Genomic DNA, 23,644 nt, shown 5'->3' with positions numbered 1-23,644 from the left:
GGAAAATAAGATAAAAGCAGAGGGAAGTAAATTAATCTGAATCGCTAAGCTGAAAAGTAGTGGTTCAGATTTTTTTATTATCTGATTAGGAGGAGATATTAAAGTGGATTTTACAGAGATCAGTCAAACCTGGGATTGTACTGGAGAAGAATGGAATGATTGGCAGTGGCAACTGGAAAATAGCATTACTACAGTAGAAGAGTTACAGACTAAATTTGCTATTTCAGATACAGAAGCTAGTCAGATTAAAGAAGCAGCTGATATTTTTCCGATGTCAATTACTCCTTATTATGCTTCATTGATTGATTTTGCTGATCCGTTATGTCCTATTAAGCAACAAGCTGTCCCCCATAAATTTGAGTTAAAAAAATCTAATTATGAAATGGAGGATCCACTTCACGAGGATGAAGATTCTCCTGTAGATGGTTTAACTCATCGCTATCCTGATCGAGTCTTGTTATTAGTTACTAATAAGTGTTCTATGTTCTGTCGACATTGTACTAGAAAAAGAAAAGTAGGTGAGGATGAGGGGTTAGTTAATCGCGAAGAAATAGAAGCGGGAATTGACTATATTAGAAATACTCCGCAAGTAAGAGATGTTCTATTATCTGGAGGCGATCCCTTACTATTAGATGAAGATCTATTAGAGGAAATCATTCAGGAGTTATACGAAATTCCTCACGTGGATATTGTCCGAATTGGTAGTAGAATACCAGTTGTGCTACCGCAGAGGATTAATGATTCTTTAGTAGATATGTTAGAGAGATTAAATCGGGAAGTTGGCTCTGTCTGGATTAATACCCATTTTAATCATGAAAAAGAGATTACTCCGGAATCAGAAAAAGCACTAGCTAAGTTAGCTAATGCGGGGGTCCCGTTAGGTAATCAAACAGTTTTGCTAAAGGATGTTAATGATTGTCCTGAAATTATTAAGAATTTAATGCATAAATTAGTCGAAAATAGAGTTCGGCCTTATTATATGTATCAGTGTGATTTATCCCGGGGAATTGAACATTTTAGAACACCAATTTCTAAAGGAATAGAGATTATGGAGCATTTAATCGGGCATACTTCTGGTTTTGCTGTACCTCGTTATGTAGTTGATGCTCCTGGAGGTGGCGGTAAGATTCCAGTCAGTCCCAATTATTTATTGTCTAATTCTAATCGAAAGACTATTTTGCGTAACTTTGAAGGAACAATTTCTGTCTATACTGAACCAGAGGATCAGGAGTGTAATTGTCCTCCAGACTGTACTATCTGTGATAATCCACTAGAGGATGAAAAAGCTAAGCAAGAAGAAGTTGGTTTACAACAGCTATTCTCTGAAGAGAATGATACTATTAGTTTACAAAGTAGTGAGCGGGATTATGGAAATAATGAGGAATAATGATTCTAAATTAGAGGTTACTGGAGAGGATTATCAGGCCCAAGTTAATTTATCTCCTTTAAACCAACGGATAGTAATTAAGAATTATCAAGGATTTAATCTAGCCGGTTTGAGAGAAAAATTAGTTGCTTTAGCCCAGGAGAATGATTTTACTAAGATCTGGGCCAAGATACCTTGTGCTGCTCAAGATGATTTTAGAGCAGTTGGTTTTGAGACGGAAGCCATAATTGACCAGTTTTACCCCACTGCTGATGCAGCTACAATAGCTTATTATTTATCTGATCAACGCCGAACTAGAGAAAATAAAGCTCAAAATGAAGAGTTATTAACAGAAGTCCAGCAGTTACCTACTAAAGATAGCCAAGAATTACCTAAAGAGTATCAGTTTAAGGTAGCTGAAAACTCAGATATTCCAGAGTTGGCCCAGTTATATGCTGAAGTTTTCTCCTCTTATCCTTATCCTATTGATCAGGAAGAATATTTAAAAAAGATGATGGATCAGGATGTTATTTATGGTATGGTATATCAAGGATCAAATTTAGTAGCTGCTGCAGCAGCAGAGACTATACTTGCCTATCAGAATGCTGAGATGACTGATTTTGCTACTTTACCTCAGGTTCGGGGACAAGGATTAGCTAGTTATTTATTGCAGAGATTAGAGGAAGAGCTTAAGGATAGAGATTATAGATCACTATATACTATTGCTCGGGGCCAGATATATGGTGTTAATAAGATCTTTAGTCAGGCTGGTTATCAATATAAAGGAACTTTAATTAAAAATTGTAATATTGCTGGGGGATTAGAGGATATGAATCTCTGGTGTAAAGTAATCGGTTAAGTTTTAGCTTAAGATTGATTTTAAGTGGGGGCGTTGGCCCCTTTTTTATTTTCTCTAAGTTGTAAATAGAAAACTAACTTGGGGTAGCGGAGAAGAATACTTCATTGTAGAAAAATAATTTACTATACTTTTTAATAGGATTAACTTGATAATTATGATTTTGGAATATTGTAAAATATTTATTAGTTGTTCGAATATATGATCCATTATCAATTAGATCCATAAATTGATTATTAAGTTGGCTATTGGAAACGAAATGTGGTTCAATAGCTAGTATCTTTCCTGTTGGAGTCAATATCCGTTGTAGTTGCGGTAAAATTTCCTTTATTTCTGCTCTAGACATATGATGTAAGACGGCTATAAGAAGAACATAGTCAATTGAATTAGGCGGTAAGTTTAAGTGGTTTTCTGTTAAAACGAGAAATTGATAATTAGGATGTAGATTAGTAGCATAGTTAATTCTTTGTTGGTCTGGATCTACTCCTAGATAATGATCTGGATTAAAGATAGGACAAGTTGCTCCAATTCCACAGCCAAAATCTAGTATTTCTTTATCCTGAAAAGTAAAGTTGTTTGTTAGAAGATTATTAATATATATGTTTGTTAACCATTTAGGGCGCACAAGCCAGTGGTATAGCTGAGGGGGTAAGTTCATTATTTCATCCTTTCTTTATAAAGTTAGTAATAGTTAAATGACAGGCGGCAATTAGTCCTCCTATTATATCAGCAACTAAATCCAAATTTGTATCAATTAATCCGTTTTGCATAGGAGGATTTAAATTGAATCCTAGATCAATTAAAAATTCTATTAATTCAAAACTGGTTCCTAAACTAATTCCTAATAATATTATAAATATAAATTTATAAGTTTGGGAAAGTATTGGTTTGTTGATTATTTGATTTAATAATAAATAAGTGAAAAGAGTAAAAGCATAAGTACCCAAGATATGTAGTAGAATATCAAAAACTGAAAATTTATTGTAAAAATCAAGATATTGGCCTACTAAAATATGGATTATTAGAGTTAAAAACACCATTGTTTTAGTATAATCATCTAGCTGGAGATTTGATTTAATTTCTATAACCGTATAACTTAACCACAAAGCGGTAATAACAATTATCTCATATAGAATACTATAATTTTGGTGTCCAATGGTTTGGATTCCGATTATTATTTTATCCATTTTTTCACTTCCTATTATCTAATATAACCTGATTAGGAGTAATTATAATTTTCAGAAAATTGTTACTTTTATAATTATGTTGTATTTTTATTCACTGGTATGTATAATGATACTAACAAAGATGAAATGAAGCTTCAGTTAATTATATATTAGGGGGAATTAAAAATGAAAGATGATATTAATAAGGTAGTAATGGCTTATTCGGGTGGCTTAGATACATCAGTAGCGATTAAATGGTTACAGGATAAATATGATGTAGAGGTTGTTACTTATTCAGCTGATGTAGGACAGAATGAACCTCTAGCTCCAGTTAAGGAGAAAGCTTTAGAAACAGGGGCAGTGGCAGCTTATGTTGATGACTTAAAAGAAGAATTTTTAACTGAGTATGCTTTTAAGGGCTTACAAGCAGGAGCAATTTATGAGGATAAGTATCCGTTAACTACTGCTTATTCACGACCATTAATCGCTAAGAAAATGATTGAAGTAGCTAAGAAAGAAGGAGCTGATGCAGTAGCTCACGGTTGTACAGGAAAAGGAAATGATCAAGTACGATTTGATGTCTCTTTTCAGGCTTTAAGCCCAGGGATTGAAATTGTAGCTCCTTTAAGAGAATGGGAATTTGATTCTCGAGCTGAGCAGATTGAATATGCCCAGGAAAAAGGAATTCCAGTAGGAGCAACTAAAGAAAGTCCTTATAGTATAGATAGAAATATGTTAGGAGTTAGTATTGAATGTGGTGTTTTAGAAGACCCGGCTTGTGAACCACCAGCAGAAGTCTATCAAATTACTACAGCTCCAGAAGAGGCTCCAGATGATCCAGAATATGTAGAACTTTCCTTTAAAGAAGGAGAGCCTGTTGCTTTAAATGGAGAAGAATTAGATCCAGTTAGTCTAGTAAATCAATTAAATGAACTAGCAACTAAGCATGGAGTAGGCAGAATTGATATGGTGGAAAACAGATTAGTAGGAATTAAGTCGCGAGAAATTTATGAAGTTCCAGCTTATACAGTTTTATTACAAGCTCATAGTGAATTAGAAGATTTAACATTAGATAGAGAAACAGCTCATTATAAACAAGCAATAGCTGATAAATATTCTGAAATTGTTTATTATGGCCAGTGGTTTTCGCCCCTTAAAAAGGCTCTAGATGCTTTTGTTAACCAGACACAACAGTATGTCAATGGAACAGTTAAAGTTAAATTATATAAAGGAAATTGTACAGTAGTAGGAAGAGAGTCTAAGGATTCTTTATACCAGGAGAACTTAGCTACTTATGAGAAATCTGATACTTTTAGTCATCAGTCTGCCGAAGGATTTATTGAGTTATTTGGTTTACCTCTTAAAGTTAATAGCAAGGTGCATAATAAATAATAACTGCGAGGTAAAAAATATGAAATGTAAAATTAAAAAGGCAGGGCTAGAAGATAGTAAACTAGTTTTTGATTTAACTAAGCAGGCTTTCCAAGATTATTTGGGTCCTGCTTTTTCTTCTCTAGTTCCTGCTTTAGAAGAGAGTAGAGAGGATGTAGTAGAGGATATTAAGAGCAAGGAAGTATTACTTGCTTATGTAGAGGGCCAACCTGCTGGTTCAGTCCGGTTTTATCCTATCAATGATGGCGAGTACTGTTTAAGTCGCCTAGGGGTTTTAGATAGCTACCAAGGTCATCAAGTAGGCCACAAGTTAATTAAAGCAGTGGAGCAGCGAGTAAAAGATAAAGGTGGCCAAGAGGTAATACTGTATTCTGCTTATAGAAAGAAAGAATTGCTTAAGTTTTATCAAAGTTTAGATTATCAGATAGTTAAAATCAGAGAAGATGATGATTATACACGAGCAAAATTAAAGAAGGAATTGAGGGTTGAGAGTAGAGAGTGGAGAATTGAGAGTTGGATTTGATTTTTAAACTATCAATTCTCAATTATAAACTGTAAACTATAAAGGTTAGGGTGATAACATGAAGTTATGGGATGGTCGATTTGCAGCTGAAACTGATAAACTATTAGAAGAATTTAATGCCTCAATTGGTTTTGACTATAAATTAGCCCAGTATGATATCCAAGGTAGTATTGCTCATGCAAAAATGTTAGCTAAATGTGGGATTATAACCGAAGAAGAGAAGGATACAATAATAGCTGGGTTACAGGAAATTTCAGAAGAGATAAAACAGGGCGAGTTTGAGTTTAAGGTTGAACTAGAAGATATTCATATGAATATTGAACATCGTTTAACAGAAAAGATAGGAGAAGTAGGAGGCAAGTTACATACAGCCCGGAGTAGAAATGACCAAGTAGCGTTAGATGTTAGATTATATCTCAAAGATCAACTCGAGCAGATTCAAGAATTAATTATGCAGTTCCAAGAAGTTTTATTAGAGGTAGCCCAAGAAAATATAGATTTAATTATGCCTGGTTATACTCATTTACAACGAGCCCAGCCAATTAGATTAAGCCATCACTTATTAGCTTATCAACAAAAGTTAAAACGTGACCAACAGCGGTTAGAAGACTGTTATAAACGAGTTGATGTTCTACCATTAGGTGCTGGAGCATTAGCAGGGACTAAATTTGCTATTGATCGCGAATTTGTAGCTCAGGAATTAGATTTTTCTCAAGTAAGTCATAATAGTTTAGATGCAGTTAGTGATCGTGATTTTGTGCTTGAGTTTTTAGCAGCAGCTTCGACAACTATGATGCACTTAAGCCGCTTTAGTGAAGAACTTATCCTCTGGGCTTCAGCAGAGTTTGAATTTGTTGAGATAGCTGATGCTTTCTGTACCGGAAGTAGTATTATGCCTCAGAAGAAGAATCCTGATATTCCTGAGTTAGTTCGCGGTAAGACAGGACGAGTTTATGGTAATTTAATTCAGCTATTAACTACTATGAAGGGGCTTCCTTTAGCTTATAATAAGGATATGCAAGAGGATAAAGAAGGACTATTTGATACAGTAGATACACTTAAGCTAAGTTTAGAAGTGATGAGTAGGATGTTAGCCAATACTGAATTTAAGAAAGATAAGATGAAAGAAGCAACAGAAAAAGGATTTGTGAATGCTACTGATGTAGCTGATTATTTAGTTGAGCAGGAGATTCCCTTTAGACAAGCCCATGAGATAGTAGGACAGATAGTTTATTACTGTCTGGAGCAAGACCAGAAATTGTCGGATTTAAGTTTAGAAGAATGGCAGGAATTTTCAGAAGTGTTTAATGAGGATATTTACCAAGCAATTGATATTGAAAATTGTGTTGATGCGCGAGATATAATTGGTGGTCCAGCTAAAGAAGAAGTCTGTAAAGTGATCAAGCAAGAACAAGAAAATATAAATTAAGAAGTGGACTACAGAATTTAATTCTGTAGTTCTTTTTTTATTATTGAATTTAAATTAAGGATAAATTACCAGTGTATCAATGATTGATTTGGATAATTCAGTAGTTTGTTATATAATATAATATGAGAAATTAATATTAGAAAGGAGATAAATTATGGCTAAGGATAATAAGTATAGAACTAATAAAATTAAACAAGAACACACCATAATTGAAGATGTGTTACCTTTATTACAAAAATTATCTCAATTATCTATAATACAGAGTATTATTCCCGGTAGAATCAATCAACGAGGTGGTAGTGGGATGCCTGCTCACCTTAAATTAAAGTATGATACTCCTAGCGGAATTAAGATTTTAGCTAAAAATAGTTCTTCAGTCCAGGAAGTATTTGTAGTAACTGATGATTCGGAACAAGCTATTCAACTAATGAAACAAAATGAATTAGTTAAATAAAGTTAGGAATTAAGGATAGAGATTTAATGAGGAGGTGCAGGATGAAAAATTGGCCTCAGATTGTTCTAGTAAGTGCTTTATTTGTTTGTTTAATAGGTTTTATTTCTGTTGCTAATGCTAATAGATTACCCTTTGAGAATTATAAATTAGCAGTGCAGTCTTTTGAGAATAAAAATTTAGATCAGGCTAAGAGTTATTTAGATGAAGTTATTTTAAAAGATTTTTCTTCATCTAATTATCTAGCTAAGTCTATTTATTTAAAGAGTATTATCTTAGTTAGTGAGATTAATAAAGATTTAAAATTAAATGAAACTTTTAAACAAGGTAGAGAGCAAATTCCTATTTCGCAAGAGGAAAAGAGACAGCAATTTAAAATGCAGGCTAAAGACTATCAGTTACAGGCGGAAAGAAAAGTAGATACTTTAATAGGTTTAGCTAATTATTTAGTTTCTAATTTACCTCCTTTAGAACTGAATTTAGATTATCCTTCGCAGGTAGGTAATTATAATCCAGCTAAAGTAACTGATATCAAGCAGGGTACTAGTCCTAAGCAAGATAATTTAGAGAAGTTAGAAGAAGACCTATTATCTAAACAGATTAATCGTTATCTCCAACTATCATTAGGTTTAAAAGGCTTTGGCAATGTTTCTGTAATTAGAGCCAACAAAGGAGATAACTTGTATAAATTAGCTAAACAATATAATGTGCCATTTCATATGATATTAAGTGCTAACGATCAGCTAACAGATCCTGATGAACTTTATCCAGGAGAGAAGATATATATTCCCCAAGTGGATAATGCGTATCTAGATTATCCAGCTTATTTTTATTATCTATCACAACTTTCTTATCAAGTAAATCCGAGCCGGAAAGAAGATATTATGCGGTTAGTAACTAAAGCTTATCAATTAACTAATCAACAGAATGAATCAGTTGATAAAAAAGATACTAAGCAGTTGACTAATAAAATCAATTTAGAGGAGTATGACCGAACAATTGAAGAACAGTCTAGTTTAATAGCTAAACAACAACAAGAACTCCAAGAACTTAAAAAGAAGTATGATCAATTGTTACAACGATTAAAAGAATTAAAGTCTGAAGAGGATGAAGAAAACGAAGAAGATTCTGATCCAGAAACTACTATTCTTGAAGAAGATACAGCTGATGAATATAATGTAGAGCAGGGCCCACTTGATTATTAGTATTTCAGATAATTAGTTTCTGCTTGTTTAATCTTGTTTTCCGTTTCAAGTAATAAATCTTGTTTCATTTTACGGGGGGGGACAGGAATATTCAATTTCCGCTTGTAGCTTTTGTAAAGCTTCAAACCTAATGAAACAATTATCGATTTCTTGAATCTCTCTTAGCTTTTGATATAAGTAATTATAAGTTTGCTCTACTATGTGACTCATAGTTAAATTCCTCCTTTAGGGTTAGTAAGCTACTTTTAAACATTATATATAATGTTTCCATTTTTGTTAAACTTTTTTACTAATTATTATTTTAGTATGTAATTAAGAGGTTATAATGTAAAGGAGGGCAGTTATGAAAAAGTATATTGGTTTTTTGTCTATAATCTATATAATAGTTAGCATTATTAAGTTAAAGGATGCAAAGAAGAGTTTTCGCCGGCATAAAGAGGAATTTAAGGAAATGAAGCAGCAATTACAGACAGTTGGGCAACAGAGCAATCCTTTTTTGATGATGAAGTTCACTAGTTTTATATTTTATTTTTTCTTAATTTTATATTATGTAGCAAATATAGTTTTATTTAATAATTATCCACTACTGAATGTTATTAGTTATATTTTAATTTTTGTAGGGATATTTAAATTAGGGCAGAAGTTATTGATTAATTCAGTGGAGGATTTTGAGCAGTTTAAAGAGGTTAATCGGCAAAGTTACTATCAGAAACGAAAGATTAATTTTATTTTAGGATTGCTTGAGTTTGCTTATGCTTTTAATGCTCTATCTTTATTAAGTTTTTATCATTAAGGTAGCCCAGAAATATAGGCTACCTTCTTATTTTTTGGTTAAATTCTTTAGTGTTAATAATAGCTTTAAGGAGGCTAATAACACCCTCTAGTTCATCTTCTTTGATATAATGTACATCATTGAATTTCTGCTGCTGAATTTTTTCTAGATCTCCTGCAATTTCTTTTAGTCCGTTTAGGTCTGTATAATCTAGCATATTATACCCTCCTTAATTAAATTGAAAGGCTTATTTATAGCATTAGTTAAAAACGTTGTAATAATGTTAGAAAAAATAGTCTTAGGTGGTAGAAGTAATAATTGTAGTTAAAAAAGGATTTTTAGTGATTTATATTGAAAAAGATAAGTTGATGTTATAAAGTGAAATAGGATGGAATAAATATTAATTTTAATTTTTAGTAAATAAGGCAAGCTATTAGTGGAAGGGTGAAAAAAATGTTACAAGTTGGATTATTAACGCTAGGTTGTGCTAAAAATGAAGTTGATTCTGAAATCATGCTGGGTTTAATAGCAGAAGCAGGTTATCAAATTACAGAGGATTATAAAGCAGCTGATGTATTAATCGTTAATACTTGTGGCTTTGTTGCTGATGCCAAAGAAGAATCAATTAATAGTATTTTACAATTAGCTGAATATAAAGAAGAAGGAAATTGTGATTTGTTAATAGCAACAGGTTGTTTAGTTCAAGGTTATAATCAGGAGCTAGCTACAGAAATACCAGAAATAGATGCTTTATTAGGTACTGGAGATTTTGATGAAATTGTAGAGGTGATAGAAGAATCTTTAGCAGGGGCTAAAAAAGTTAAAGTTGGTGATCCGGACTTTGATTATGACCAAGAATTACCTAAGAACACTTTAACTTCTGGTCATACAGCCTATGTTAAGATTGCTGAAGGATGTAATAATTTTTGTTCTTATTGTGTAATTCCTCAATTGCGAGGAAGGTTAAGAAGTAGGTCACTAGAAAGCATAGTGACTGAAGTAGAGGATTTAGTGGAGCAAGGAGTAACAGAGATTAATATTATTGCTCAGGATATTACTCAATATGGCATTGATCGTTATGGAGAAGCTAGATTAGTGGAATTGCTTAAGAGATTAGTTGCTATTGAAAAAGTTACTTGGTTGAGATTGTTGTATGCTTATCCAACTCGTGTCAGTGATGAATTAATTGAGTTGATTGCGCAAGAGGATAAGATTTGTAATTATCTTGATTTACCAGTTCAACATGCTGATGCAGAAATCAGACGCAAGATGAATCGTAATGGTGATAAAGAAGAAATTTTAGCAGTGATTAATAAATTACGACAGCAGATTCCTGATATTGCTTTAAGAACGTCAGTGATTGTAGGCTTTCCGGGAGAAACTCCAGATCAGTTTGCTAATTTATTGGAGTTTATTAAACAGGCTGAATTCGATCGTTTAGGAGCTTTTACTTATTCTCAAGAAGAAGGAACTGAGGCAGCAAAGTTACCTAATCAGATTTCAGAGTCTAAAAAGGAAGAGCGATACGATAGGGTAATGCAACTGCAACAGGATATTTCCCAACGTCGTAACCAACAATTAGTAGGTAAAGAAGTAGAAGTGTTAGTAGAAGAAGTACAATCTCAAGAGCCTAGAATTATGGTGGGCAGAAGTCAGAGAGAAGCTTCAGATGTTGATGGGGTTATCTATATTAACGATACTACTGCTCAGATAGGAGATTTAATTAAAGTAAGGATTACTACAGCATATGAATATGATTTAATGGGAGTGGAGATAGAATGAATTTTAATTTACCAAATAAGATTACTTTATTTCGGATAGTCTTAATTCCGGTTTATATGGTTTTTTTATTACATGATTTTGGTCTGCCTTATAGCCAGTATTTTGCTTTAGGTGTGTTTGTAATTGCTGCTGCAACGGATGGACTTGATGGTTATTTAGCTCGTAAGCGGGATTTGATTACTAATTTTGGAAAATTCATGGATCCTTTAGCTGATAAATTATTAATTTCAGCAGCTTTAGTTGCTTTTGTGGATTTAGGGGTTATTTCAGCTTGGCCAGTAGTAATTATTATTGGACGTGAATTTGCGGTGACTGGTTTAAGAGTATTAGCAGCTTCAGAAGGTATTGTAATTGCTGCTAGTAATTTAGGTAAATATAAAACAAATGCTCAAATTTTTGCTATCATTGCTTTAACTTTAGGTTTATCCCTGGGCCAAATATTATTATGGATTGCTGTTTTGTTAACAGTAATTTCAGGAGCAGATTATTTAATTAATTCTAAGGAAGTGATTAAGGGGGATAGCAATGAATAACTGGATTAAATTATTGGCGACAGGATTTAAAAGTGGTTTAATCCCTACAGCTCCGGGAACAGCAGGAACTGTAGTAGGTGCAATTTTATTAGCTTTAGTTATGCAATTAGGAATAGTAGATCCAGTTGGTTTTCCCTTAGTATTTATTTTAGTGATTCCTGGAACTTATATTGCTCATCAAGCTGAAGCTATCTATGGAGAAAAAGATGCACCTCAAATTGTGATTGATGAGATTGTAGGATTAGTAGTAGCAATGTATGGTTTAGGAATGAATATGTTAATCCCAGCTTTTATTTTATTTAGGATCTTTGATATTTATAAGCCCTATCCACTAAATAAATTACAGGAGTTTCGAGGTGGAGTAGGTATTATGTTAGATGATCTTGGAGCTGGGATTGTGGCTAATATATTATTAAGAATAATTATTCATTTTGTTTAGAGTACAGCAGTAATGTTGTACTCTTTTTTTATTAGTAGCAGGAAAAGCTAAGGCTAGTAAGAAAGCTATTGATAGTAATGGAGGGATAAGATGAAAGTAGGAGTTATTGGGCTGGGGAATATAGCTGAGAAAGCATATTTGCCAGTTATTGGGACCAGAGAAGATCTTTAGTTAGTTTTGGCTACGCGTAATCAGGATCGACTCAATCATTTTGCTAATAAGTATAATGTACAGCAGACGGTACAGTCAATTGAAGAGTTAATCAAAATTGATGTAAAAGCAGTTTTTGTCCATGTAGCTACTGTAGCCCACGTAGAAATTGTAAAAAAATTATTAATGAATGATATTCATGTTTATCTAGATAAACCAATATCTAATCATTACCAAGAATCTAAAAGAATTGTGGAATTAGCGGAAGAAAGAAATTTAAAATTAATGATAGGTTTTAATCGGAGACGAGTTCCGCTGTATCAAAGGTTACGAGAAGTAGATGGAGAGAGAATTATTACTTTACAGAAAAATAGATTTGCTGACCCAGGAAAAGTGCGGAGCAAAATTTATGATGATTTTATTCACATAGTAGATACTTTAAGATTTTTAGCTGGGGAAAATATAACTGATTTTACTGTAGATGCTGTCGTCAAAAATAATCTATTGCACCAAATTATGATTAAGTTAGATGGGCCAACTTCTACAGCAATAGGGATTATGAATCGAGATAGTGGTAAGAATGAAGAAGTAGCTGAGGTTATAGGAGCTAAGCAAAAGTTGATAGTTAAGGACTTAGTAGAATTAATTGAGTATCAAAATGAGGAAGAAAAAATAAGCAAAGGGGATTCTTGGGATCCAGTATTATATAAGCGAGGTTTTATGCAAATTGTAGATGAATTTTTAGAAGTGGTTAGAAGAGATAAGGACACTACACAAGCTACTCGAGATGCTTTAAAAAGTCATAAGTTATGTGAAGAAATCATCCAAGAAATTAGAGATTAAATTCAGGAGTGTAAAGGGAATTCCTTTTGCACTCTTTTTTTATTTCAATATTGATATAATGCTAACTTTTTATTAAAAAGTTAGCTAGGTTATTGAATAAAAGATATTACTTTTACTATTACAAATTAATTATTCAACAAGGTGATAATTTAAATGAAAAATAATTTTATATTTATGAAACCAAATTAAATTTTTCTAGAGAAAAGGTTGATTTTATCGGTGAAATTTAGTATGATAACAATTGAGATATTGTTATATAATTCACTAATGATCTAAAAAAGTGTCAATATCAGAGTTAAAGAATCTTTAGTTAGAGTTTGGTTGTAATTTCATAAAAATGAATTTAAGTTCATAATGAAAAAATAGGAGGCCGCTTATGATTGATGATGTTGGTAAAAGGATCAAGAAACTAAGGAAGAATAATAATCTAACTTTACAAGATTTAAGTGCTAAGACTGACCTATCTGTTGGATTTTTGTCACAATTGGAAAGAGGTCTAACTACAGTAGCAATTGATGTCTTAGAGAATATAGCTCAAGAATTAAATGTAAATTTAACTTACTTTTTTGATTCTCAATCAGCAGAAAGTGATGACCAGATTGTAATGCGCAATTATGAAAATGAAGTATTTCAAGTGGATAATAATCAGATTGTTCATTATCATTTGACCAAGAATGTTAAGAATAAAGACATTTTACCTAGATTAATTAAGATTTTACCCAAAAAAGAACAGGAAGAGATTAATACTTACCAACATGAAGGTGAAGAATTCATCTATGTTCTAGAAGGAATAGTGACCTTAATAGTAAATGATAAGGAATATGATTTATATCCTGGTGATAGTGCCTATTATAGTTCTAATACTACACATAACTGGACTAACCGTACCAATAAAGTAGCTAAACTGCTATTTATCAATACTCCTAATGTATTTCAAGAGAATGATTAAGTTAAGGGGGCGATATTCAAATAGGCTATGGTGGCAAAAGTCATAATTAAGGAGGTGATTTAGTGGAACAGGGCAGAATTATTAATTTGCAAAAGTATTCGATTCATGATGGAACTGGAATTCGAACTACTCTTTTCTTTAAAGGCTGTCCACTAAACTGCTGGTGGTGTCATAATCCTGAAAGTCAAAGCCGAGAACCTGAAATTATGTTCTATGCTGACAAATGCATAGGTTGTGGTACCTGTGTTAAGCGGTGCTCTGTTAATGCAATTGAGATTAAGGCTGATCGTCCAGTGGTCGATCAAGAGGAATGTACTCTCTGTGGCAGATGTGCTGATTTTTGTTATAATCAAGCTCGAGAGTATGTGGGCAAGGAGATTACAGTGGCTGAATTAGTAGAAGAAGTGCTAAAGGATGAAATTTTTTATGAGGAGTCCGGTGGGGGAGTTACTTTTTCTGGTGGTGAACCTTTAATGCAGATTGATTTTTTAGTTGAATCATTAACTGCCTGTAAAAGCCGGGGGCTTCATACGGCAGTAGATACCAGTGGCTATGCTCCATGGGAGGATTTAGAACGAATATTGGATAAAGTAGATGTCTTTCTTTATGATCTTAAGTTGATGGATAATGAGGCGCATAAAAAGTATATCGGTGTTTCTAATGAATTGATCCTTAAGAATTTAGAGAGATTATCTGCTGAAGGTAGTAATATATTTATTCGAATACCTCTTATAGCTGGAGTGAATGATAATCAGCAGAATATATTAGATAGTATAGAATTTTTAGCAGACTTAAATATCAGTCAAGTTAATCTCTTGCCGTATCATGAATTAGGACAGGATAAACATAAAAGATTGGGGATGGAATGTAAAAGTGGAGAGTTAGAGCGGCCGTCTGAGCAACGGATATCTGAAATAAAAAGTAGGTTTGTAAAATCCAATTTCAAAGTAGAAATAGGGGGTTAACTAATTATGAAGACAGAAAGAGTTAAAAAATTACGCGAACAGAGTCTGAATGCTGTTCCTCGTATTTCAATGGAGCGAGCTAAGATAGTTGATGAAGTCTATAAGGAGTATCAGGGTACTGTTTCAACTCCTGTTTTGCGAGGGTTAGTATTGAAGGAGTTAATGTCTCAAAAGGAACTTTGTATTAATGAAGGGGAGTTAATAGTAGGTGAACGAGGCGAAGAACCAGCCGCAACTCCTACCTATCCTGAACTATGCTGTCATACTGTTGAAGATTTAGATATTATGGATCAGAGGGATAAAATTTCGTTTAAAGTAAGTGAAGAAGATAAAAAGTTTCAAGAAGAGCAAATAATTCCTTACTGGGAAAAAAGATCGATGCGACATACTATTTTGGAGAATATGACTGATAAGTGGAAGGAATGTTATGAAGCTGGCATTTTTACAGAGTTTATGGAACAGCGAGGTCCAGGCCATACTGTTTGTGATGGCAAGATTTATCAGAAGGGCTTTTTGGATTTCAAAGAGGAGATTGAAGAATCGATAGCCAATCTTGATTTTCATAATGATGATGAAGCTTTAGATAAAAAGGAACAGCTTAAGGGGATGAGTATTGCTTGTGATGCAATAATGATTTTGGGTGAGCGTTATGCAGAATTAGCTCAAGAAAAAGCGGCTGTAGAGGAAGATCCTACTCGAAAAGAGGAATTATTAGAAATAGCAGAAGTATGTCGCCGTGTTCCAGCTAGGGCACCGAGAACTTTTCGAGAAGCTCTACAGATGTATTGGTTTGTTCATTTAGGTGTTATTTCTGAATTAAATCCTTGGGATGCCTTTAATCCAGGAAGATTAGACCAGCATCTGTATCCTTTTTATCAACAAGCAGTGAAAGAAGGATCATTAACTCGTGAGGAGGCCGAAGAATTACTGCAGTGTTTCTGGGTTAAGTTTAACAATCAGCCTGCACCTCCTAAAGTAGGTATTACAATGAAAGAAAGTAGTACTTACACTGATTTTGCTAATATTAATAACGGTGGCTTAAAGCCTGATGGGACAGATGGTGTTAATGAGGTCAGTTATTTAATTCTTGATGTAATAGATGAAATGAGACTGTTACAGCCTAGTTCTAATGTTCAAATCAGCAAGAAGACACCACAGAAATTTCTTAAGCGTGCCTGTGAATTAGCGCGAGAGGGCTGGGGCCAACCATCGATGTTCAATACAGATGCTGTTATTCAGGAGATGCTACGTGCTGGGAAGAGTTTAGAGGATGCTCGATGTGGCGGAAATAGCGGTTGTGTAGAGACCGGTGCATTTGGTAAGGAAGCCTATATCCTCACTGGCTATTTTAATCTACCTAAGATATTGGAACTAACACTTAACAATGGTGTTGATCCGATGACTGGTAATCAGTTAGGACTTGAAACTGGTGAAGTAACTGAGTTTACGAGTTATGAAGAATTATTTATTGCTTTCAAAAAGCAATTGGATTACTTTGTAGATATCAAGATGAAGGGCAACAGAATCATTGAGCGACTTTATGCTAAAGAAATGCCTGTTCCTTTCTTATCAGTAATAATTGATGACTGTATTACAGAAGGGAAAGATTACAATGCTGGAGGAGCTAGATATAATACTTCTTATCTACAGGGAGTTGGTATTGGGACGATTACTGATAGCTTGACAGCTATTAAGTATCAGGTTTTTGATGAAGAGAATATAAGTATGGCGGAATTGATGGAAGCTATCCAAGATGATTTTGAAGGACATCAAGATATACTACACTTAGTTAAAGAGCGAACTCCTAAATATGGGAATGATAATGATTATCCTGACAGTATTATGCAGGAAATTTTTACTGCTTATTATGATGAAGTAACTGGGAGACCTAATGTTAAAGGTGGGCACTTTAGAATTAATATGTTGCCGACTACCTGCCATATTTACTTCGGTTCAGTGATGGGAGCCTCACCTGATGGTAGAAAGGCTGAATACCCACTTACTGATGGTATATCGCCCTCAAAAGGAGCAGATAGAAATGGACCGACAGGAGTAATTAAGTCAGCTTCTAAAATGGATCATCTCAAAACAGGGGGGACTCTACTAAATCAAAAGTTTACCCCATCAGTCTTAGAAGGAGAGAAGGGATTGAATAATTTAGCTCACTTAGTTAGAAGTTATTTTAGATTAAATGGTCATCATATTCAGTTTAATGTGATCGATAAAGAAACTTTATTAGATGCTCAAGAAAATCCTGAGGAGTATCAGAATCTTATTGTGCGAGTTGCTGGTTATAGTGATTACTTTAACAATCTTGATGAGACACTCCAGAATGAAATTATTGCTAGAACAGAACAATCGTTTCATTAAAGCGATTATTTGAATAGTAGAAGTTTAAGGGAAGTAATTTTAGATCCTTGAACTTCTGCTTAATTTTAAGGGGGAGTAATAAATGGATAAAGTATTAGGATTTATAGGTTGTGGAAATATGGGTCAAGCTATGATAGGCGGTATAATTGAGGCGGATATTCTATCTGCTAATCAGGTAATTGTTGCTGATTTAGATGAGGATCGTCTAGCTGAAGCTAAAGAAGAATACGGTATTAGAGTAACAACAAATAATCAACAGGCTGCAGCAACAGCTGATATATTAGTTTTAGCAGTTAAACCTAAATTATATCCTGTAGTCATTAATGAAATTAAAGATAGTATTAAAGATACAGCAGTGATTGTAACTATTGCTGCGGGAGTGGAGATTAGTAAAACAGAAGAGATGTTTGATAAAGAAGTTAAGGTAGTGAGAATAATGCCTAATACTCCAGCTTTGGTAGGAGCAGGAATGTCGGCTTTAGCAACTAATGATCTAGTTACTGAGAGTGAATTAGAAGAAGTAAATGATCTCTTTGCAAGTTTTGGTAAGACTGAGTTAGTAAGCGAAGAGCTAATGGATGTAGTTACTTCTACTAGTGGTTCTGCTCCAGCATATGTATTTCTTTTTATTGAGGCATTAGCGGATGGAGCAGTACTTGATGGTTTAGCAAGAGATAAAGCTTATAAATTAGCAGCACAGACAGTATTTGGAGCAGCAAAAATGGTTTTAGAGACCGATATGCATCCTGGCGAGTTAAAGGATATGGTCTGTTCTCCTGGAGGAACTACTATTGAAGCAGTAGCTACTCTAGAAGAGGAAGGCTTTAGGCAGGCAATAGTTAAAGCAGCGCAGGCCTGTACGGAAAAGTCTAAAAAAATGTCTCAGCAATAAGATAAGCTAGACTGTTGAGTAATTAATTTCTGAAAAAAATTGGGTTAAGTTTGATTAGATGATCTAAGTATATTCTATTAATAGAATATACTTAGATCTATTTATTTATAATGATTTTAATTTTGTAATGTTTTAATGCTTCTTGGAATTATTGGGCTTATGCTCCAATAGATAAATTAGGATCTAAATATACTCTCCAGGCAGATATGATATGGAATGAAGGGGCAAATGGTCGTTATGGTTTTGTATTTAATTATGTAAGCAATGATGATCATTATGTATTTAAAGTTAATCCAGTTACGTACTATTATACTGTAAAAAGAAAGTATAATGGTTCATGGTATAACACAATAGATTGGAGACATGATGCTGAAAACATAAATAGTGTGAAGAATCATCTTAAATTAGTTCAAGAGGGAAGTAAGGTAGAATTGTATGTAAATGATGTAAAGTTAACTGAAGTAGAGGTTGTTGAACATTCAGATGGCCTTTCAGTTTCAACTTTATATCAATACTAGCTTATTATTAGTAGCTATATTTATTTGCTCAAATAAATCATTATTTCTGATTCCATAAATTGTATTCTTTTTACATTAGATTACTGTTGCTTAATATGTTATAATACTCTGTGTCCTGAGACTTATAAAAGTTATTTATTAGAAAGGAGACTACTCAAATGAAGGAAATAAATTTCAAGTTAGTAGTTTTAGTTTTAGGAATAACTCTAGGAGCCTTTTTTCTAGGTAATTTTTTAATTAATAGTTACCAGATTAATCGGGCTCTGCAAACTGATTTAACAGCAATTAATGGTGTAACAGAGGTAACAATAGATGAATTGGAGTCAGGATATAAGTTACAGATTGAGTTAACACAAGTGGATGATTTACAGGATACTTTTCTTCAGATTAAGCAAAGGATTGAAGAGTCTTTAACTGAGAAAGAGTATGAGGTTACTTTTACTTCTTCAGGGGATTCAGATTTGGATCGATTATCTGCTAGAACTAATTTAGCCTTATATGAAGCAATCGAAACAGGAGAGTTTGTAGCATTAGAAGATAGAATGACTGATTATAAAAACAAGTATGATTTAGACGAGGTTAAAGTTCAGATAGATAAAAATCATATTTATTTACGTCTAACTAAAAATGATCAAGAAATATATCAAGTGATTGATCGGGGGTGAAGTAAATGGTGAAAGAAGTAGGTTTAGGTATTGGAGTAGCTTCTATTATCTTTTTAGCTTTTCAGGGGATTAATTTGTTTCCGGTAGTTTTATTAGCAGGAGTGGGCTATTATTTGTTACAAGCTTTGAGCAAACAAGGGTTAGGGGATAAATTCTCAATTGGCAAAGAAGATAAAACAATGATTCCTGAAGTTGATTTTGCTGATGTTGGTGGTCAGGAAGCAGCTAAGCAAGAGTTGCTAGAGGCTTTGGATTTTGTAAAGAGTAAACAACAAATCAAGGATTTAGGTATTAGACCACTTAAAGGCTTGTTATTAAGTGGGCCTCCAGGAACAGGAAAGACTTTGTTAGCTAAAGCAGCTGCTAATTATATTGATTCAGTCTTTATTTCTACTTCTGGTAGTGAATTTGTTGAGATGTACGCTGGAGTAGGGGCTAAGCGAGTGAGAAAATTATTTAAAGAAGCTACAGATAAAGCCAAGAAAGCAGATAAGAATAATGCTATTATCTTTATTGATGAGATAGATGTCTTAGGTAGTAAACGAGGTCAAAATAATAGTCACATGGAGCATGACCAGACATTAAACCAGTTATTAACTGAGTTAGATGGTATTTCTGTTGATGACCAGGTTAATGTATTGGTAGTGGGAGCTACTAATAGAATTGATATTTTGGATAAAGCTCTGTTACGTCCAGGGCGGTTTGATCGAGTAGTTAAGGTTAATTTACCGGATAAAGAAGGTAGGAAAAGTATCTTAGAGATTCATACGCAGAATAAACCGCTAGCTGCCGAGGTTGATTTAGTTCAGTTAGCCCGAGAGACTTTTCGTTTTTCTGGGGCTCAATTAGAGAGTTTAACTAATGAGGCAGCAATTATGGCTTTACGTCAAGAAGCTCAAGAAATCACTAGTCAACATTTTAAAGAAGCTATTGATAAGATAATGATGGGCGAGAAATTAAATCGAAAACCGAATGAAGATGAATTACATCGGATTGCTTGCCATGAAACTGGACATGCTTTAATGGGCGAGTTAGCTAATCCTCAATCTGTATCCAATATTACGATTACATCTCGCGGTAAGGCTTTAGGTTATGTACGCCATAATCCCCAAGATGATCATTATTTGCAGACTATTGATTATCTTAAAAATCAGATTGCTGTACTAATAGCTGGTTCTATAGTAGAAGATGAACTATTAGGGAATCGAAGTACAGGGGCTAGTAGTGACTTTAAAAAAGCAACACAATTAGCCGAGAAAATTGTCTTTTCTGGTATGTCTAAATTAGGGGTAGTAAGTCAGAATAATCTCCCGCAAAATAAACTTCACGAAACAGTATCAGAGATTATTAGCGAACAAGAAGAGCGGGTTACAGAAAAGATAGTGGCTAATCAAGAATTCATTCAAGAGATAGCAGATGAGTTATTGGAGACAGAAAGTATTACTGGAGATGAGTTTAGAGCTAGGTTGGCCCAACAAAATAAAACAGAAGAAATTGCTTAAGCAGACTAGTAACCAAGCTAGTCTGTTTTTTTATTTGGGGGCAGGAGTTATTAATCAGACATCGAAATATTTAAGTTGCACCAAGAATATGATTATGATAAGGAAAAATTAGTTCCAATTACAGAAGATAAAGAACTTAATATTTCTGGTTTACAAGCTAGTTTAGAAATTTCTTATAAATTTTAGTAGAATTGAAGCATAAAATACAATCTAGAGAATAAAACTATTATGTGTTGCAGGAAGATTTATCGAAATTTATATTGTAATTTATTTCTAATGTTGATAATATTATTATGATAAGGATAGTTTTAGGTTAAAAAGGAGGCTAAAAATGTTAGAAGTTACTAATGATTCTGATCAAATTAATATTAATACGGCAGGGATTGCTGAATTAACAACTTTAAATGGTATTGGTGAGTCTTTAGCTGATAGGATTATTTCTTATCGAGAAGCAGAAGGAGGATTTTCTAGTTTAGAGGATTTAAAAGAGGTGACAGGAATTGGGGAGAAGTTATTTTCCGGGCTAAAAGGACAGATTACTAATGAGTTACAAGAAGCTAATTTAGAACAATTAGAGATTGAAGAAACAGCGAGTAGTATGTCTAGTAGTAATATGGCTCATAATCAATTAGAAGAAGAGGAATCGCCAGAGGATATTATGAATATTTATTCTTTACCAGCTGATTATAATGATAATAAGTTGGTACTACAGATCAAAAACCCACAAACAGCTCATTTGTACTGGGAGTATAAAGAAGAAAGAATTACAGAAGTTGTGATGCAGGCTGGCTATCAAGATGTAGAAGAGGCTGATTTATTATTAAAAGTTTATAATTTAACTGCAGGAGATAGCAGAGATATTACTATTGATTTTGAGCATGATAGTTGGTATCTTAATAATTTAATTCCTGAACATAATTATAAGGTTGAATTAGGAGTTAGAGGGACTGACCAAGAATTTTATTCTGTACTAGAGTCTAATACAGTAGAAATGCCTCGTAATACAGTAAGTGATGTACTTGATGAAAAATGGATGACAGTTAAAGAAAAACTAGAAAAAATTTATCTGTTATCTGGTGGTTTAGCAGAAGAAGGAGCTAGTTCTGTAGATTTAGTTAGAGAATTAGAAACTGATACTGAATTATCAGAATTAGTATCTCAGTTAGAGGAGAATTATAGCTCAGAGGAGCTAGTAGGTTCAGCAGAATTTTTAGGTGCCTCTTCTAGTCAAGTTAAATAAAGATCAAGCCAGGCTGGTTTAGCAGTCTGGCTTTTTATATTAGTTAATTAAATTAATAGGTGCTATAATCTTGATTATTGATATAAGGTGGCACTTTCGTGCCACAGCTATCAGCTTTCTTTATTACGGCAGGTCTGTTTTCCAGACCTGTAGGGGGGGGCGTGAGCCAAGTCAAATTCAAAATCACAAACCTAGTTTAATTCTTTAAAACATAGTAGTATTAAAAGATTAGATTTTAAATTTAAAGGTTTTGAATTGGCTGACAGCACACAGCACACGACTGTGTCACCATAGGTGACACATTTTGATTATCTAATTATAGTTTGATATCATGAAGTTATAATAAGGAAACTATTAACAGGATGGTGAAAAACTATGCAAGCAGAAATTATTACTATTGGAACTGAATTATTACTAGGGCAGATTGTAGATACTAATTCGCAGTGGTTGGCAGAAAGATTAGCAGAAATAGGAATTGATCTGTATTATAAAGCAACAGTTGGGGATAATAAAGAGCGGTTATTGGAGACAATATCTCAAGGGTTAGAACGGTCGGATTTATTAATTACTACTGGTGGCTTAGGGCCAACTCAAGATGATATTACTAGAGAAGCAATAGCTGATAGTTTAGGCTTAGCTTTAGTTAAGTCAGAAGCTGCTTTAGATCAGGTTAAGAGTTATTTTACAGCAGCGAATAAAGATATGTCTACTAATAACTTAAGGCAGGCTTATCTGCCTCAAGGAGCTAAGATTCTTCCGAATAACCAAGGTACAGCACCAGGCATTTTAGTTGAGAAAGAAGGTAAAATAGTAGTGGCCTTACCTGGAGTACCTTTAGAAATGAAGGCGATGATGAAACAAGAGGTAATTCCCTATTTACAAGAAAATCATCTAGACCAGGAAGAGATTTATTCTAAGGTAATTAAAACTTGTGGGATTGGTGAATCAACTTTAGAAGAGAAGATTGCTGATATCCTCCGGGAACAGACTAATCCTACTATTGCTCCTTTAGCTAGTCAAGGAGAAGTAAAATTAAGATTGACTGCTAAGGCAGATAGTAAGCAACAAGCTCAAGAATTAATCAAACAGGAAGAAAAAGATCTTGCCGAAAGAATAGGGAAGTATATTTATGGTTATAATGATGATACTTTAGAAGATGTAGTAGCTGATTTACTCTGGGAGCAAGAACTTACAGTGGCTATAGCTGAGTCCTGTACTGGAGGATTAATAGGACATAGATTAACTAGTGTTCCTGGTAGTTCAGCTTATTTCAAACAGGGAATAATAAGTTATAGTAATCAAGCTAAACAGGATCTATTACAGGTTAGAGAAGAAACACTACAGGAGTTTGGGGCTGTTAGCAGCCAAACAGCTAAGGAAATGGCTATTAGAGCTAGAGAAGCAGCAGGAACTGATTTAGGACTAGCTACGACAGGGATTGCTGGTCCAGGTGGTGGCACATCAGAGAAGCCAGTAGGTTTAGTTTATCTAGCACTAGCTGATAGTCAAGGAGTAACTAGTTACCAATTTAACTTTAATGGTAGTAGATATCGAGTCAAATATTTAACTTCTCAGACTTTACTTAATTTATTACGTTTAAGGTTATTAGATTAATTTTAGTTTAAAAGGGGCGATT

General features: G+C 33.7%; 25 protein-coding genes. 21 read left to right on the top strand and 4 right to left on the bottom strand.

The window, feature by feature from the left end; translation table 11 throughout:
- Nucleotides 1-103: 103 nt before the first annotated feature.
- Both kamA and ablB read left to right on the top strand, forming a co-directional pair.
- The gene (kamA, locus tag ACYQ3D_RS00820) at nt 104-1,387 is read left to right on the top strand and encodes a lysine 2,3-aminomutase (RefSeq protein ID WP_459835110.1); all 1,284 of its coding nucleotides are present in this window, start codon (nt 104-106) and stop codon (nt 1,385-1,387) included.
- Entirely contained in the window at nt 1,368-2,225 is an 858-nt protein-coding gene (gene ablB / locus ACYQ3D_RS00815; protein WP_459835108.1) for a putative beta-lysine N-acetyltransferase, read from the top strand. The genes kamA and ablB overlap by 20 nt, the downstream gene beginning before the upstream one ends.
- A gap of 73 nt (nt 2,226-2,298) precedes the next feature.
- Here ablB and ACYQ3D_RS00810 read toward each other — a convergent pair whose 3' ends face one another.
- Together ACYQ3D_RS00810 and ACYQ3D_RS00805 are read right to left on the bottom strand one after the other, a co-directional pair.
- Nucleotides 2,299-2,880: a class I SAM-dependent methyltransferase gene (locus ACYQ3D_RS00810; RefSeq protein ID WP_459835105.1), complete on the bottom strand. Its 582-nt coding sequence runs from the start codon at nt 2,878-2,880 to the stop codon at nt 2,299-2,301.
- 4 nt (nt 2,881-2,884) lie between these two features.
- Entirely contained in the window at nt 2,885-3,409 is a 525-nt protein-coding gene (locus ACYQ3D_RS00805) for a DUF2238 domain-containing protein (RefSeq protein WP_459835103.1), read from the bottom strand.
- A 165-nt stretch (nt 3,410-3,574) separates the two neighbouring features.
- On the opposite strand from ACYQ3D_RS00805, the gene ACYQ3D_RS00800 reads away from it, so the two are divergent.
- The 5 genes from ACYQ3D_RS00800 to ACYQ3D_RS00780 all read left to right on the top strand — a co-directional run bounded on the left by ACYQ3D_RS00800 (nt 3,575) and on the right by ACYQ3D_RS00780 (nt 8,388).
- Nucleotides 3,575-4,780 carry an argininosuccinate synthase gene (locus tag ACYQ3D_RS00800; protein WP_459835101.1) on the top strand — a complete coding sequence of 402 codons (1,206 nt, stop codon included), beginning with the start codon at nt 3,575-3,577 and terminating at the stop codon, nt 4,778-4,780.
- Nucleotides 4,781-4,799: 19 nt separating this feature from the next.
- Nucleotides 4,800-5,303 carry a GNAT family N-acetyltransferase gene (locus ACYQ3D_RS00795; protein ID WP_459835098.1) on the top strand — a complete coding sequence of 168 codons (504 nt, stop codon included), beginning with the start codon at nt 4,800-4,802 and terminating at the stop codon, nt 5,301-5,303.
- Nucleotides 5,304-5,361: 58 nt separating this feature from the next.
- Nucleotides 5,362-6,732, top strand: coding sequence for an argininosuccinate lyase (gene argH / locus ACYQ3D_RS00790; protein WP_459835096.1), 1,371 nt, complete (start codon nt 5,362-5,364; stop codon nt 6,730-6,732).
- Nucleotides 6,733-6,886: 154 nt separating this feature from the next.
- Nucleotides 6,887-7,186, top strand: coding sequence for a DUF2103 domain-containing protein (locus ACYQ3D_RS00785; protein ID WP_459835094.1), 300 nt, complete (start codon nt 6,887-6,889; stop codon nt 7,184-7,186).
- Between the two features lie 41 nt (nt 7,187-7,227).
- On the top strand, nt 7,228-8,388 hold the full coding sequence (locus tag ACYQ3D_RS00780; protein ID WP_459835091.1) for a LysM peptidoglycan-binding domain-containing protein: 1,161 nt from the start codon (nt 7,228-7,230) through the stop codon (nt 8,386-8,388).
- Between the two features lie 69 nt (nt 8,389-8,457).
- Here ACYQ3D_RS00780 and ACYQ3D_RS00775 read toward each other — a convergent pair whose 3' ends face one another.
- Complete coding sequence (locus ACYQ3D_RS00775; RefSeq protein ID WP_459835089.1) at nt 8,458-8,598, bottom strand: hypothetical protein; 141 nt, start codon at nt 8,596-8,598, stop codon at nt 8,458-8,460.
- A gap of 133 nt (nt 8,599-8,731) precedes the next feature.
- Between ACYQ3D_RS00775 and ACYQ3D_RS00770 the strand changes: the two genes are divergently transcribed.
- Nucleotides 8,732-9,181, top strand: coding sequence for a hypothetical protein (locus ACYQ3D_RS00770; RefSeq protein ID WP_459835087.1), 450 nt, complete (start codon nt 8,732-8,734; stop codon nt 9,179-9,181).
- Nucleotides 9,182-9,200: 19 nt separating this feature from the next.
- Here ACYQ3D_RS00770 and ACYQ3D_RS00765 read toward each other — a convergent pair whose 3' ends face one another.
- Nucleotides 9,201-9,377, bottom strand: a complete 177-nt coding sequence (locus ACYQ3D_RS00765) for a hypothetical protein (RefSeq protein WP_459835085.1) — start codon at nt 9,375-9,377, stop codon at nt 9,201-9,203.
- A gap of 236 nt (nt 9,378-9,613) precedes the next feature.
- Here ACYQ3D_RS00765 and rimO point away from each other — a divergent pair, with 236 nt between their 5' ends.
- The 13 genes from rimO to ACYQ3D_RS00700 all read left to right on the top strand — a co-directional run bounded on the left by rimO (nt 9,614) and on the right by ACYQ3D_RS00700 (nt 23,622).
- Nucleotides 9,614-10,942 (top strand): 30S ribosomal protein S12 methylthiotransferase RimO, encoded by a 1,329-nt coding sequence (gene rimO / locus ACYQ3D_RS00760; protein WP_459835083.1) that lies wholly within the window; start codon nt 9,614-9,616, stop codon nt 10,940-10,942.
- Nucleotides 10,939-11,475 carry a CDP-diacylglycerol--glycerol-3-phosphate 3-phosphatidyltransferase gene (gene pgsA / locus ACYQ3D_RS00755; protein ID WP_459835080.1) on the top strand — a complete coding sequence of 179 codons (537 nt, stop codon included), beginning with the start codon at nt 10,939-10,941 and terminating at the stop codon, nt 11,473-11,475. Before rimO ends, pgsA begins: the two co-directional genes overlap by 4 nt.
- Nucleotides 11,468-11,914, top strand: a complete 447-nt coding sequence (locus ACYQ3D_RS00750; RefSeq protein ID WP_459835078.1) for a phosphatidylglycerophosphatase A family protein — start codon at nt 11,468-11,470, stop codon at nt 11,912-11,914. Before pgsA ends, ACYQ3D_RS00750 begins: the two co-directional genes overlap by 8 nt.
- Before the next feature lie 177 nt (nt 11,915-12,091).
- Nucleotides 12,092-12,907, top strand: coding sequence for a Gfo/Idh/MocA family protein (locus tag ACYQ3D_RS00745; RefSeq protein WP_459835076.1), 816 nt, complete (start codon nt 12,092-12,094; stop codon nt 12,905-12,907).
- 376 nt (nt 12,908-13,283) lie between these two features.
- Nucleotides 13,284-13,856 (top strand): helix-turn-helix domain-containing protein, encoded by a 573-nt coding sequence (locus ACYQ3D_RS00740; protein WP_459835073.1) that lies wholly within the window; start codon nt 13,284-13,286, stop codon nt 13,854-13,856.
- Between the two features lie 62 nt (nt 13,857-13,918).
- Nucleotides 13,919-14,821 carry a trans-4-hydroxy-L-proline dehydratase activase gene (locus tag ACYQ3D_RS00735; RefSeq protein ID WP_459835070.1) on the top strand — a complete coding sequence of 301 codons (903 nt, stop codon included), beginning with the start codon at nt 13,919-13,921 and terminating at the stop codon, nt 14,819-14,821.
- A gap of 6 nt (nt 14,822-14,827) precedes the next feature.
- Entirely contained in the window at nt 14,828-17,191 is a 2,364-nt protein-coding gene (gene hypD / locus ACYQ3D_RS00730) for a trans-4-hydroxy-L-proline dehydratase (RefSeq protein ID WP_459835068.1), read from the top strand.
- Between the two features lie 82 nt (nt 17,192-17,273).
- Nucleotides 17,274-18,083, top strand: a complete 810-nt coding sequence (proC, locus tag ACYQ3D_RS00725; protein ID WP_459835065.1) for a pyrroline-5-carboxylate reductase — start codon at nt 17,274-17,276, stop codon at nt 18,081-18,083.
- A 206-nt stretch (nt 18,084-18,289) separates the two neighbouring features.
- Nucleotides 18,290-18,601 carry a hypothetical protein gene (locus ACYQ3D_RS00720; protein WP_459835063.1) on the top strand — a complete coding sequence of 104 codons (312 nt, stop codon included), beginning with the start codon at nt 18,290-18,292 and terminating at the stop codon, nt 18,599-18,601.
- 158 nt (nt 18,602-18,759) lie between these two features.
- The gene (locus tag ACYQ3D_RS00715; RefSeq protein WP_459835060.1) at nt 18,760-19,266 is read left to right on the top strand and encodes a hypothetical protein; all 507 of its coding nucleotides are present in this window, start codon (nt 18,760-18,762) and stop codon (nt 19,264-19,266) included.
- A gap of 5 nt (nt 19,267-19,271) precedes the next feature.
- Complete coding sequence (locus ACYQ3D_RS00710) at nt 19,272-20,768, top strand: AAA family ATPase (RefSeq protein WP_459835058.1); 1,497 nt, start codon at nt 19,272-19,274, stop codon at nt 20,766-20,768.
- Between the two features lie 331 nt (nt 20,769-21,099).
- Nucleotides 21,100-22,008: a DUF4912 domain-containing protein gene (locus ACYQ3D_RS00705; protein ID WP_459835055.1), complete on the top strand. Its 909-nt coding sequence runs from the start codon at nt 21,100-21,102 to the stop codon at nt 22,006-22,008.
- A gap of 375 nt (nt 22,009-22,383) precedes the next feature.
- On the top strand, nt 22,384-23,622 hold the full coding sequence (locus ACYQ3D_RS00700; RefSeq protein ID WP_459835053.1) for a competence/damage-inducible protein A: 1,239 nt from the start codon (nt 22,384-22,386) through the stop codon (nt 23,620-23,622).
- Nucleotides 23,623-23,644: the final 22 nt, after the last annotated feature.

It is taken from the genome of Halanaerobaculum tunisiense, assembly GCF_054657635.1.
Note: the sequence above shows the minus strand (reverse complement) of the source record. Positions and strands in the feature narration are given on the sequence as shown.